The sequence below is a fragment of the Arthrobacter sp. SLBN-83 genome (assembly GCF_006715285.1).
GTDB lineage: Bacteria > Actinomycetota > Actinomycetes > Actinomycetales > Micrococcaceae > Arthrobacter.
This window is the reverse complement of sequence record NZ_VFMX01000001.1, coordinates 301,050-313,516: the sequence shown is the minus strand read 5'-3', so window position 1 is coordinate 313,516 and position 12,467 is coordinate 301,050. Positions and strand designations below refer to the sequence as shown.

The following is a 12,467-nucleotide window of genomic DNA, read 5'->3' as shown; positions in this document are numbered from 1 at the left end:
CGGATCAGCGCCGGGCACGCGGGCGAAAGCCCCGACGCCTACCTGTTCCAGCGTCGGTCCCGGCCCCGGTCCCTTGCTAGGGCCGAACGGCCTTGGCTGCCTGCAACAGTGGGTGGCACAAACAGGGGAAGCCCCACCAGCAATACTGATGGGGCGGCCGTGTGGGTTGCACACACAAAACCTGCAGGTACCTTCGCGATCTCGCTAAGAGAAGGCTCGGACATTCGCATGTCCTGAACAACCCGGCGTCATCTGATGGTTACCTGCAGGCGCTTTAAGTTTAGGACCGGACCTTCCGGTCGAAACAGGGCTTAAGTCCCGTCCCGGAGCGAGACCCAGCAGTTCCGGACGGCCTGCACGACGGCGTCGGGTCCCGCGAGGTCCATGAACGAGTCCTGCTGTCCGGCGAAGCTGGCGAAAGGGAGATTCTCGGAGGTGGCGGAAGACCGCCCCGCCGCCGGCCCGCCGCCCATTGCGGCGTAGGCGTCCCGGACGGCGGGGTCGACCTCGTGCGGAACCGGCGCTGCCTGCATCGTCTCCCGGGCCGGCCGCGCGAGCTGGTTGCGTTCTTCGTCTGGGAGTCCGCTGCCGCCGTCGTGCGTTTCTTCCTGGCATCGGCAACAAGGCCTGTTCCGGCTCCACCCTGTCCACGTACGGGAGTTGTGGAAGCCATGCCCTGCCCTCAGCCGTTGCCCGTTCCGTCTCCGCTGTCCTCCCACATGACGTCCAGGTTGTGGAAGGTCACCGGCCCGTCGCACAATGCGGCCATCTTGGCGGCGAACTCGGACGTTTCCGGCCGGCCGGAATTCTCCATGGCGGAGTCGAAGGAATCGAAGTCGACGATGGTGAAGTAGTGCCCTGGATGGTCCCGGTCCGCCGTGGCGACGATGCGGCGGAACGTGGGCGCCGTGCTCCCCTCGGTTCGTGAGGGGCGGCCCAGCTCTTCGATCTCCTTGATGCGGGAGGACGTGAATTCGATGATCTGCACAAACCCGGCCATGACAACTCCTCGACGGCAGTGAACGATGATGCGGGTCAGGCTAGCCCTGACGGCAGGTGGGGGACAGGGGAGAAGTGCCCTACTTTATGCGGTGCTTCAGCGGGGGAGAACATTGGGTATTCCGGCGTATTGACTGCCCCTAGGCGCCGGAATAGCTTCAGCGGTGTCGGGGCCACCCGCCCCGTTGCCAGGGAGGGAAAGACCATGCCGAAGTATCTGTTTGAAGCAACGTACGTGGGCCAAGGCATCAAGGGGCTCATGCAGGAGGGCGGCACTGCACGGCGGGATGCGCTGGCGGAGGCCCTGAAATCCGTGGGCGGAACGCTGGACAGTTTCTACTACGCCTTTGGGTACTACGACGTCCTGGGCGTCTTCGACGCACCGGACGATGCAAGCGCTGCAGCGCTGTCGCTGCTGATCAACTCGACGGGAAACGTCAACGTCCGGCTGAAGCCGCTCCTCACGTTGGAGGACCTGGACGAAGCCGTGAAGAAGACGCCGTCATACCGGGCCCCCGGACAGTAGGGGAGTAAGGCGCCTTCGCCCGCGCACCGCCGTCGTGAATTACGACGGCGGTGCGTTGGCTTTGGCGCGGAAGCTCCGTGACCGTATGGAGGGGCTAAGCCACCGGAACCAGTCCAGCGGCAACCACAGGGTCCAACGCCACCGAGGGGAGAACTGGAACGTCCAGCCTGGAGCGCAGGTAGGATCGGAGCATTGCCGAGGGGGATCGGCGCCAATTTGGGGGAAATTTCATGACATCCACACCGTCACACGTGCGCGCCGTGCTGCTGCTGACTGCCCGCCGGGCACTGCTGGCCAGCGCCGCGCTCGTCCTGGCCAAAGCCGTAGCTGCTGTCCCTGCCTCCGCCGGCGATACCCGGACTATCAGCGTTTCAGGCGAGCCGGTGGGCGTTGCTTCCGGACCTGACGGCATCATGTATGTCAGCGATTACCGGTACGACGGCGGCGTGAGCGTCTACAAGCCGGGGGAGACCGCGCCGTCCCGCACCATCAAGACCGGGACCTCTCCCACCTCCGTGGCCGTGACACCGAACGGGACCCTTTACGTTGCGCAATACGACGGCGCGCAGTCCGGGATCGGGATGGTGGCCCCGGGCGCGGACGAGGCCTCCCTGGTCCTGAAGGTGTCCCGCGGAACGCATTGGCTGACGGTGGGTCCGGAGGGATCGCTCTATGTGGTCAACCCGGAAGAGAATTCGGTGTCCGTGGTGGAGCAGGGCAACGCGTGGGTGCAACGGACCATCCAGGCTGGGCCATATCCGGTGCGGTTTGCCTTGGGTAATGACGGAACGGCATACGCTGCCAACGAGCTTGCCGGCACTGTTAGCGTCATTCCCGCCGGTGCGCCGTCGCCGTCGCACACCGTGGACGTGGGATTGCAGGGCCATCCGCACGGGATTGCCGTGGCGCCGGACGGAACCGTCTACGTGGCCAACATCAAGACCAACGACGTTGCGGTGATCGAGCCCGGCGGCACCGCGGTGGCGCGGCGGATTCCGGTGGGCGAGGCGCCGCAGGAGGTGCTGGCCGCCGCAGACGGGACGGTCTACGTGACCAACGGCCTGGGCGATTCAGTCTCGGTAATCCGGCCCGGCGCGGCAGTTAAGACCGTCGCGGTGGGTGACGATCCCGGGCGCCTTGCCGAGCGGGCGGACGGGTCCGTGGTGGTGGTGAACAGGCACAGCAAGTCACTGACAGTGCTCGACGGCGGGAAGGCCACTCCTGCACCGGCAGTTGCGCAAGGTGGTGGAGACGCGGAAGTAGGAGCCGACGCCGATGCTTCAGATAGTGCCGTCGTCGCCGAAGGCTCCTTTGACGTTGCACTTCCGGCCGTTGCAGCTGGGTCAGGCGGTCTGCTTCTGGTCGGCGCTGCCTTCCTGGTCGTTGTTCTGCGCCGCCGGAGGAAGGCCGCCGGGGCTGGGGCGGATCAGGCTTGGGTGCTGGACTGATGCTCCGTAGGGCAACGGCGTAGGCAATGACTTATACGGCGAAGGCTCCGTCCCATGGGACGGAGCCTTCGTTGTTCAGCTACCGGATCAGGATGCCTGGTCGACGGAAACCACGATCTTGCCCCGGGTATGGCCTTCCATGTTGGATCGGAAGGCATCCGCGGCTTTGTCCAGGGGGAAGACCTCGGCAACCTCAACGCGGAGCTTGCCGCTGTCCGCCATGTCGGCGAGTGCCTGCAGGTCGGAGCCCACGGGGGTGACCCACATCCACTGGCCGCCGTGCTCTTCCACGTCGCTGTCGGCGATGGAAGCGTGGCGTCCGTTTTCAGCCAAGACCGCCAGTGTGGCTTCAAGGTTCCCGCCCACGAAGTCGGCAACAACTTCCACGCCGCCGGGGCGCAGCGCGCGTACGCGGTCCGCGAGGCCGTCACCGTAAGCGACCGGCTCGGCGCTGAGGGCGCGGAGGAATTCATGGTTCTTCTCCGAGGCGGTGGCGATGACGCTGGCGCCCATGGCCACCGCTATCTGGATGCCAAGAGAACCAACGCCTCCGGAACCGCCGTGGATCAGCACGGTTTCGCCGGACTTCAGGCCCAGCCGGTTGAGCACCTGGTAGGCGGTGAGGCCGGCCAGCGGCAGGCCGGCGGCTTCGTTCCAATCAAGCGCGGCGGGCTTTTTCGCCAGGACCCGCTCCGGCAGGGCGATGTATTCGGCAAAGCTTCCGCCGTGGACGTAGTCCTTGCGGCCGTAGGCGATAACCTCGTCGCCGGGCTGGAACTGCCGGGAGTCGATTCCCACAGATTCCACAACGCCTGCCACGTCCCAGCCAGGAACGGCGGGAAACTGCAGGTCCATGACCTGGTCCAGTCCGCCCGCCATGATCTTCCAGTCAACAGGGTTCACTGCGGCTGCCTTGACCTTGACCAGGACCATGCCGGGCCCGACCTTCGGCATCGGCTGCTCGCCGTACTTGAGGACGTCAGGGTTTCCGTATTCGCTGTAAGTGATTGCCTTCATGGTTGCGACAACGGCGTGGCCAAGCTGGGCTATTCCGGATCCGGCAGTGAAGTGGCGTATCGCACGGGCTGGCAGGCCGGCACCCCTCGGGGCGATGGCTTGCTTCTTGCTTTGGGTCCACTTCAATGACGTGAGCTGCACCTACCTCCGCTCACCAGGAGATGGCACTTAGTGCCGCCCACGACTTGTTCCGGCGCCCCGCAAGACCGCGGCGTCGACAAGGCATCCTCCATGCTGACAGCCACGAACCGAGTTCCCGTTCCGGGCGCTGCCCGGGCTACCAAGTTCTTTTTCCTTCGGGCCCGAAGCTTTCCCTGAAGATGTTTCTCCCTACTTCAGGGTCGCGGACCAATTTCCGTCCGCCGTGATGGTGTAAACGCCAGGGGCCCACACTACCGTCCCACTGTAGGGGCCTATCTCGTTGACAAGCAGGTCGGCTCGGCTGCCGTAGGAGTGCACAGCGATATTCGAGGATCCGTCATGAGTGAAAACGGCAGCCTTGGCCGGACCGGTGTAAACAAGGACATCGTCGCCTGTGCCTGTCATTGGCGTTGTGCCGTCGAGCTTCCTTACGCTTTTCAAGGAAACGAGCTTTACTGTCCAAGCGCCATCGGCGGTGATCTTGAATGCTGTCGTCTCACCGTTGCGACTGCTGCCATCGAACAAAACGGTTCCACTGTAGTTGCCAATTTCGTTTACAAGCAGATCCGTAGACTCCAGTTTGGCGTCTAGCGTGTGCACTGCGAAGTTGCTTCGCCCAGTGTGCTGGATAAAAGCGACTTCCGGCCCAGTGCTGTGCTTGGTGATGTTGAGAACGTCGTCCCCAACCCCGGAATACTCCTTGGGTGCAGCAGCAGCCTCTGCGGCAGCCTTTGCCGCCGCCTCGTCGGCTGTCTTCTTTGCCGCTGCGTCAGCGGCCGCTTTTTTGGCGGCTTCTTTCTTATTCTTTTCGTCGCCGTAAGCTTCCGCCTGAGCAGGGCACGCATTGATGATCTTCGTTCCGGCAGCCTTGAAGGGGTCGGCGTCAATGCTTACTTTGGTGGTCTCGGCTGTTCCGAAGTCGCTCAGGGTTTTTGCCATGTCCAAGATGAGCGGCTTCAACTCGTCGTTTGCTGTGTCAGCTACGTACTCTAGGTCGCTGGCAAAGATTTTAGCTTTAGTCTGGTCGCTTTTAGTGACCGGATCGGGCAAATTGGTCAGAAAAGCCACTGCTCCGAACATGCGGCCTTCGTCGCCCTTGTCGAAGAGCTGATCGCATGTCTGTTTCACAGTAAAAACGGCCTTGGCGGTGGCGGATGCCGAGGCGCCCCCGGCGTCCGGCGATGCTCCGCCGCAGCCCGAAAGAGTAACTGCGGTTGCAACAGCTACAACAGATAAAAGCTTGTTCAATTGGTCCCCATTAATTCGATAAAATACTGCCGAATCGTACGCGATGACACCGCATGTCACTTGCAGGGCATGTCACGATCCAATGGAATTCTCAGTCCCGAGTTTTTCGCTGAACGCAGCCGCGTGAGAGGGCGGCCAGTATGGTTCCCGTCATTTTGCATGGCGAGGGCACCCAGAGGGTGTGCGCTCAGCTGTGCAAGGAACCCGTCAAGTGGGTTGTGAGCAACTCCGCTGCTCTTAATAACTATGGCTGGCACAACTCACGGATATTTGGTCAACAAAAGAACGTCGAGGTAGCTGCCTACCTCGACGTTCCTGTGGAATCACTTGCTACTTTGCGCTGGAGTTTCCGGAGCAGGAAGCCATGGCAGCCGTGCCAGAGCCGCTGTTCTTGGAGACGCTCGCACCATCAACCAGAATCTCGCAGGTAACAGAAGTGGCAGCGCTGAAGTCTCCAGTAACACTGAGCGTGCTGAAGCTGATGCCCTTCGCGGTCACGTCTTTCTTCCAGTTGGCCGTAATGTCCTCGTTTGAGGATCCATCGCCATTCCAGTACGTGACCTTCGCAGGGCCCGTAGTGGTCACGACGTACTCGATCTTGTGTTCCTTGTTCAGTGCGTCATTAACGCCATTTGCGGCTGCAGCGACCATCGACGTGACAATGATGGCAATGATGACTGCGACCGCACCCAGGACAAGGCCAGTGATGGAAGTGCCCTTTTTAGTGAATTTCCGCGTCAGGCCAATACCGCCAAAGATGATGGCAAGCGGGCCAAGAATGAATGCAACGAATCCCAGGATAGGAATGATTGCGAAAACGACGGCGACAATGCCGAGAACCAGGGCCGTGGTCCCAAATCCGTTACCCTTCTGCGGCTGGTAGTTGCCCTGCGCGGAAGATCCTTGGGCAAGGGGAGGGGAGTACGGTTCACTCATGACTGTCCTTTGTGTGATGCGGTCTAAATAATGCCGCTGTTAACCAGTTCAGGTGGAGTGACAAGTTGGGCTCGTTCCCCCAAGCAACGGCGATCTAAGTGTATGCGGATTTTGAACGTACGGCATGCTTTTTCACTAGCTTATGGAATTGTGTCGAATCGACCATTTGAAAATAGGTGCGACGGTAGCGCAGTTGATTCAATCCTGCGGTAAACCTGTGCCGAGACTTATCCAAAGTTGAGGTAAGGGACGCTATACTCTCCGGACGGATTGGTAGTTCATTCCGTTTTCCAGGGGGAGATTTGAAAGTTTATAACTCGCCGGACAACTGGCCTCGACCGCCAGCTGGCTGGCAGCCACACGAGGGCTGGCATCCGGATCCTGCGTGGGGTCCCGCTCCTCCCGGACATGAATTTTGGGTTGACATCCCCGCGGCGCCTTTTTCTTCGGAACCTCGTGATCAGGCGCTCACAACCACAGCACTCGTACTGGCCGCTGTGGCAATCGTGTTGTGTTGGATTCCGCTTCTCAATTTGCTGGCTTTCCTCCTGGGCATCAGTGCTGTTGTCCTGGGAGTTATCGCCTTGGTTGCTGGCCGACGAGCCGACATGTGGATGCGCGGTGGGACCGTAACCGCCCTCGTTATGGGTGCGTTATCCGTCGTTGGCGTTATTTTGTTTCAAGCCGCATATTCGTCGGGGCCAAAGGAAAGCACCAATCCACGCGGTGTTTCGGCCGCCGCGGAGGCATCGATTCCGTCGCCTAGCCAAACACCGACTGTAGCTCGCAGCCCCGAGGCCGCGGAGGGGTCCGCTGAAAATCCCCGTCCGGTTGGCGCCGCAGCCGTTGTAGGAAACGAGTATCAAGTTCAAGTTGCTAGCGTGAAGCTAGATGCCACTGAAGAGGTAGTCGCCAACAACATGTTCAACAAGCCTCCGAAGGGGAGGTATATCCTCGTCGATCTCGCGGTCACCTACGCAGGGGCAAAAGAGGGAAATCCCTGGCTGGATTTGTCGCCGACGTTTGTAGGCACAGACGCGAGGCAATACGATGCCAGCGCGTGCGGAGCCTCTCTCGACAATGGGGCAATGAATGTTCCAACCCTTGAAAAGGGCGGTCAGGCGAACTATCAGGTTTGCATGGACGTGCCCACCGGGGCGATTGAGGGCGGCAAAATCTTCATCCAAAAGAGCTTTTCCACGAATAGCAAGTCCAGAGTTTACTGGGGACTGAGATAGCACAATGATGGGGGACCAATGACTGAGAACATCCCGCCGATTCCGCCGGCTCCCAGGCCCGGCCCGAGCTACCCTTCGCATGCGCCCTCTGGCTCCTTTCGAAGCAAGGAGCAGGCCTATGGGACGCCGCAGTCCCTAAACCAGTCGCCGCCGGTTCTTAGTGGCCACCAGCCCGAATATTCGCATTCCCCGCACGGCCAGGCGCCGCTCCAGTATGCGTCGCAGTGGTACCCGGCGGCACCACAGAGCAAGTCCTCGGGCTTGCGGGTCTCCGCCGGCATAGTCGACATCGTGCTTGGAGCATTCCTCCTGTTCGCGTCCATGGCGGGATTCGCCTCCAACGCGATCGCTGGCCTCCTCCTGCTGGTGGCTGCGCTGGGCAACGTCACCACAGGAATCGTGCTCTTGGCCAGCCAGCGCAGCCGGACCCGCGGTGCGCCGATCACGACAATCAGCTTCGCGGGATTCGCCCTGCTGGTGGCCCTTCTGGCGGTGCCGTTTCTCGGCGGGGCTGTGCTCTTCTTCGGGGTCCTTTTGGCGGCTCCGGTCGTAATTCTCCTGAGCCTTGGGCTCGCCCGGGAGAAGAACGGCGCATAATCAGTGTGGTTAGGAAGGTCCGAACCATCGGGTTCGGGCCTTCGCCGTGCCGCGATGGCTGGAGCGACAGAAGAGTCACTGCTCGATCAGGCCGTTCCTCACCGCGAACAAGGTTGCACCCACCCGGTTGGTTGCACCGATCTTGGCGTAGATGTGCTCCACGTGGTTGCGGACGGTCTTGCGTGAGAGGAACAAGCTGCCGGCTATCTCGGCCGGGGCCATTCCGCGGCAGAGCATGCCGAGGATCTCCATCTCCCTTGGGGTGAGCCCAGCCGGAGCGGCGGGCCGGTGATGCGGTTGCTGGCCGACCGCCGTGAGTACGGAGTCCGCAGCCTCGTGGCTGATCCGCCCAGCTGTAACTTCATGCCGCAGCCTGGCAGCTGCACCGGCTGGCGTCAACGCGGCCCGGTGCGGACGGGGCTCCAGGGAGGAATGGTAGGAGTCCGCGGCCGCCAGGATCCGCTGCTTGATCCCCAACTCGGCTCCACCAATCCCGCGTGGGTAGCCGGACCCGTCCAGCAGCTCGTGGTGCAGGCCGGTCAGGGCAGCTTCGCCCTTCAGGCCCGGCACTCGGCTGAGGATGCGTTCTCCCAGGTACGGATGCATGTGAATACGTTCCAAGTCCGACTGGGAGAGCGGCTCTTTCTTGTCCCACACCTGGTTGGATACTCCCAGCCGGCCCAGGTCGTGAACCCATCCGGCACGGCGGAGCTCAGTCACGTCGTCGGCCGGCAGCCCGTGCTCCTCGCCCGCGGCGGCTGCGAGGGCGGCCACGGCGCGGGAGTGCCCGGCGGTGTAGGGAGATTTGAGGTCGGCGAAGTCACCCACGGCGCACAGCACCGCGTCCAGCTGGGTTCCGGACAGGGGAGCGTCGTTGGGAGCCAGGTCAAGTGCCGCCTGCCAGCAGTCGACGTCGAGCAGTCCTTCGGTGAGCGCTTCAGCCTGTTCGATGAACAGCCCGGCCAGGGCCGGATCGAACTGGGTGCCGCGGCGCGCCCGCACCATCGCCACCGCACCCGCCACGCCCTCCTGCCGCAGGAACACCTCCGCCGTATCCGCGAGGTGCATGATCCGCATTTCCAGTGGAATGTCCTGCCCAGCGACGCCCTCCGGCAGGCCCTTGCCGTCCCACCGCTCAAAGGTGTGGGCAAGCAGTCCCGCCACGCCGCCGTCGAGCCCTACATTGTTGGCCAGCACCCCGGCGGAGGTGCAGTTCGAGGCAATCATGTTCCGCACCGCAGCGCCGCCCGTCGCCGCGAAACGCGTCCAATACGCAACGCGGGCGAGTGGCGGCAGGCCCGCGCCGGCATGGCTGAACATGCCGGCGTACATGGGCAGTCCGTGCTGGTCGCGGTTGTAGTAATCGGCGCGGAAGGCGATATCGTCCGTGAACAGCGCCGCCAGTTCAAAGGAATCCGCGTGGCAGCCGATCCACGCCACCTGGTTGGCGTAGTAGAGCCTGCCCTGGCCGGCGGCGTCGACGCCCGCGGCCTCGGCGATCCGCAACGCCAGCAGGCAGGACCGCAGCATGTGCTCCATCGGCTGCCCGAGGCCCAGGTCAATGGCGAGCGACAGCGCAGCCAGGACTTCACTGCGTCGGGGTCCAGCCGGTGGCTGCTTCACACGTGCCATTCTAGGGACGCCATCACCTCCGACAGTAGGGGTCGGCGGGCCGGAGGGACTGGCCCGCCGCCGTTACGCTGCCTGTTTCTTCCCGGCTCGTGGGCCGGCGGATTCGCGGTTGCCGGGCTGGGCTGTGGACGGGAACCTGACGCCCACCCGTGCTCCGAACAGTCCGCGCTGCGGAAGCCAGAAGTCCGCCAGGTGGTCCTGCACCTCCAGCGGGCCGGGCTGTCCGGCGTCCTCGCCCATGATGGTGGCCTGGGAGCCCGTGACCAGCCACAGTTGCCGGGGCTGGGCCTGGAATGTCTGCCCGTTGGGCACCACGCCGGAGACCTTCATTTTGCCCGCGTTCATCAGCGGCCCGGCGAATGCTCCCATGGCGCGGAGCACCAGCTCGTTGCGCCACAGGCTCTCGGGCATCCGGACGGCCATGGCGGTCAGCATCGACGTCGCTGGGGAGGTGCCCAGCTGCAGGTGCCAGTCAACGATGCCCGGGACCGTGATCAGGGCGGTGAACGGTCCGCTCCACCGGATGTCGACGTCGGTCTCCACCGTATGCTGCACGGCCGCCCCGAAGTAGCGTGCGCAGCTGAACTCCGGCGCCGTGTTGGCGTAAATGGTCCACTCGCCGCCGGGCGTGCGGTGCCCGACGGAGCGGTAACCGGGGCCAACAGAGCTCACCGGGAAATCCCGGAACGCCAGGTAATGGCCGCTGCTGAAAGGTAATCCCAGGACGGCGTAGCCGGCGAAATGCTCCGCTGCGTCCTCCGGAAGTTCGGCAAGTGTCGGCGTTGCCTGTGCTGATGATTGCGGCTGGTAGGTGGTCATGGCCGCCTCCTTTTCTCTATGCGATGAGATTAGGACCGGGCCGCAGCAGGGGCATGGGGCAAGTGCCCCATTTATGACCGGCTTTACGCGGCGTCGTCGGCGTCGAGCCACTCCAGAAATGTCTGGCGTCCGACGGCGGAGCCCGGCGCCGGGATCAGCGCGCCTTTACGCCAGGCCTTGCCTATGGGACCGGGAACGTGCAGGGGCACGATCCGTTTCTTCTGCTGCGTCTTGGCCAGATAGGCCGCGACCAGGCCTTTAAGCTGTTCGGGCCGCGGGCCACCGAGGTCCGGAATGCGTCCCTTCGGTCCGGCCTCGGCCGCATCCACCAGGGCCCCGGCCACCTCCTTTGCCGACACCGGCTGGGTGAACATCGTGGGTACGAGGACCAACGGGCCCACCGAGGCGGCCTTGACAGACATCGGCACGAACTCGTGGAACTGGGTGGACCGGAGCAGGGTCCAGGGAATGCCGCCGTGCCTGACTTCGTCCTCCTGCACCAGCTTCCCGGCATATAGTCCCGAGTTCGCGTTGTCGATGCCCACGATGGACAGCGCCACGTGGTGCTTGACGCCGGCCTTCTTCTCGGCCGCCAGCAGGTTCTGGGTGGCGTTGGTGAAGAAATCCACGGCTTTCTTGGTGGACATGGTTTCGATGCCGGCGACGTCGATGACGGTTTCGACATTCTGGAGTGCCTGGTCGAGGCCGCGCCCGTTAACGAGGTCCACTCCTTCGGCCCGGCTCAGGCTCACCACGTGGTGCCCCCGTTCCCTGGCGATGGCCACAACGTGGCGGCCTACTGTACCGGTTCCCCCTGCAACGGCAATCCTCATGGAAGAAATCCTAGGCCCGTCCTACGACAAGACCAGAGCAGGGGCGCGCCTGCACGAATAATCAGGTTGCCTTCGCCGTTGGTTCTTCTTCGTAGTTGTCACCTGGAATTGCGTCCAGTCGAGAAATCATCTGGGATTCAATAGTGCCAATTTCTAGTGCCGTAACGACGACGTTGACTGAGCTGAAGCGCTTTTGGAATCCCTTCACAACAAGCGCGACGACGGCAACAAGTCCAAGGTATCCAGCCCAAGGCCACAGCAGTAATGGCTTGTCCATCCCGAGTGTCACGAATTGAAGCGAGAGGACGGCAAGTGGGGGAGCGATACTGAGTCGAAACTCTGACTCTGACTTGTCTCGGTCATAGCTTCCGAACAGAAGTGCGTTCTTATCTTGAAGCTTGATGGCCAGGGACGGAACCGACGCGATGACCTCTTCGACCATCCGATCCTTCAGCTCGTTGAGCGAATACTCACGATACGCATGGTTCATAGCTCGCTCATCGTAGTCGTGGTCCATGCGGAACTCGTTGTAATGCTCCTCGGAAGGGAGCAGCTCATCGAGCTTGAACTCTTGCTGGATCTTGTAACCGCTTGCCTGACGTATTCGTGCTCTATGGAACGCGGACTCGACGTGGGTCTCGATGATCGATCGGTCACTCTTCGAAACGTAGGGAAGCTTGAGCTTTGGCCAAAGGCGGACAGTGGAACCTGGCTTGATGTCCACCATAACGAGCATGCCGATGACGTAAGCCAGGAAACTCAAAATCGCCACATAGACCGTCGGAGTAAAGAATTCTCCAAGGGCGTTGATGGCACCCATGAGGCCGTCCTTGGCGTTCTTATCAGGCAAAGGCCTGTCGACGGACATCCAGAGGACCACCAACCACAGGTAGCCGGTGACAAGGGGCGTCCGGAAGTCCCTGAACCCCGGCAAAAGTTGTGCGAGCAAAGATCCCCCTACTAAACGAAAAGGCGCCTTCGTAGCCTAACTGCACTATCAAGTGGGACGAGAACACGCGCGTGCTTCAGCCGT

At 62.4% G+C, this 12,467-nt stretch carries 13 protein-coding genes; 4 read left to right on the top strand and 9 right to left on the bottom strand.

Annotated features, from left to right (window positions below):
- Nucleotides 1–311: 311 nt before the first annotated feature.
- Complete coding sequence (locus FBY30_RS21110; protein WP_268815681.1) at nucleotides 312–719, bottom strand: PEP/pyruvate-binding domain-containing protein; 408 nt, start codon at nucleotides 717–719, stop codon at nucleotides 312–314.
- The gene (locus FBY30_RS01335; RefSeq protein ID WP_142130826.1) at nucleotides 683–1,000 is read right to left on the bottom strand and encodes a hypothetical protein; all 318 of its coding nucleotides are present in this window, start codon (nucleotides 998–1,000) and stop codon (nucleotides 683–685) included. The genes FBY30_RS21110 and FBY30_RS01335 overlap by 37 nt, the downstream gene beginning before the upstream one ends.
- Before the next feature lie 204 nt (nucleotides 1,001–1,204).
- Here FBY30_RS01335 and FBY30_RS01330 point away from each other — a divergent pair, with 204 nt between their 5' ends.
- Together FBY30_RS01330 and FBY30_RS01325 are read left to right on the top strand one after the other, a co-directional pair.
- Nucleotides 1,205–1,525, top strand: coding sequence for a GYD domain-containing protein (locus FBY30_RS01330; RefSeq protein ID WP_142130825.1), 321 nt, complete (start codon nucleotides 1,205–1,207; stop codon nucleotides 1,523–1,525).
- A 230-nt stretch (nucleotides 1,526–1,755) separates the two neighbouring features.
- On the top strand, nucleotides 1,756–2,973 hold the full coding sequence (locus tag FBY30_RS01325; RefSeq protein WP_142130824.1) for a YncE family protein: 1,218 nt from the start codon (nucleotides 1,756–1,758) through the stop codon (nucleotides 2,971–2,973).
- 87 nt (nucleotides 2,974–3,060) lie between these two features.
- Here FBY30_RS01325 and FBY30_RS01320 read toward each other — a convergent pair whose 3' ends face one another.
- From FBY30_RS01320 to FBY30_RS01310, 3 genes are all read right to left on the bottom strand, one after another.
- Nucleotides 3,061–3,990 carry an NADP-dependent oxidoreductase gene (locus FBY30_RS01320; protein WP_142130823.1) on the bottom strand — a complete coding sequence of 310 codons (930 nt, stop codon included), beginning with the start codon at nucleotides 3,988–3,990 and terminating at the stop codon, nucleotides 3,061–3,063.
- A gap of 330 nt (nucleotides 3,991–4,320) precedes the next feature.
- Nucleotides 4,321–5,379, bottom strand: coding sequence for a hypothetical protein (locus FBY30_RS20895; RefSeq protein ID WP_235009290.1), 1,059 nt, complete (start codon nucleotides 5,377–5,379; stop codon nucleotides 4,321–4,323).
- 330 nt (nucleotides 5,380–5,709) lie between these two features.
- Nucleotides 5,710–6,315, bottom strand: a complete 606-nt coding sequence (locus FBY30_RS01310) for a DUF4190 domain-containing protein (protein ID WP_142130822.1) — start codon at nucleotides 6,313–6,315, stop codon at nucleotides 5,710–5,712.
- A 497-nt stretch (nucleotides 6,316–6,812) separates the two neighbouring features.
- Between FBY30_RS01310 and FBY30_RS01305 the strand changes: the two genes are divergently transcribed.
- Both FBY30_RS01305 and FBY30_RS01300 read left to right on the top strand, forming a co-directional pair.
- Nucleotides 6,813–7,553, top strand: a complete 741-nt coding sequence (locus FBY30_RS01305; protein WP_142130821.1) for a hypothetical protein — start codon at nucleotides 6,813–6,815, stop codon at nucleotides 7,551–7,553.
- 18 nt (nucleotides 7,554–7,571) lie between these two features.
- A complete protein-coding gene (locus tag FBY30_RS01300) occupies nucleotides 7,572–8,150 on the top strand; it encodes a hypothetical protein (RefSeq protein WP_142130820.1) in 579 nt (192 codons plus the stop codon).
- 75 nt (nucleotides 8,151–8,225) lie between these two features.
- Here the strand turns inward: FBY30_RS01300 and FBY30_RS01295 are convergent, their stop codons facing one another.
- The 4 genes from FBY30_RS01295 to FBY30_RS01280 all read right to left on the bottom strand — a co-directional run bounded on the left by FBY30_RS01295 (nucleotide 8,226) and on the right by FBY30_RS01280 (nucleotide 12,383).
- Complete coding sequence (locus FBY30_RS01295; RefSeq protein WP_235009289.1) at nucleotides 8,226–9,773, bottom strand: HD domain-containing phosphohydrolase; 1,548 nt, start codon at nucleotides 9,771–9,773, stop codon at nucleotides 8,226–8,228.
- A 72-nt stretch (nucleotides 9,774–9,845) separates the two neighbouring features.
- Nucleotides 9,846–10,601, bottom strand: coding sequence for a hypothetical protein (locus tag FBY30_RS01290; RefSeq protein WP_142130818.1), 756 nt, complete (start codon nucleotides 10,599–10,601; stop codon nucleotides 9,846–9,848).
- An 83-nt stretch (nucleotides 10,602–10,684) separates the two neighbouring features.
- Nucleotides 10,685–11,434 (bottom strand): SDR family oxidoreductase, encoded by a 750-nt coding sequence (locus FBY30_RS01285; protein WP_142130817.1) that lies wholly within the window; start codon nucleotides 11,432–11,434, stop codon nucleotides 10,685–10,687.
- Nucleotides 11,435–11,495: 61 nt separating this feature from the next.
- Entirely contained in the window at nucleotides 11,496–12,383 is an 888-nt protein-coding gene (locus FBY30_RS01280; protein ID WP_160141443.1) for a hypothetical protein, read from the bottom strand.
- Nucleotides 12,384–12,467 lie beyond the last annotated feature (84 nt).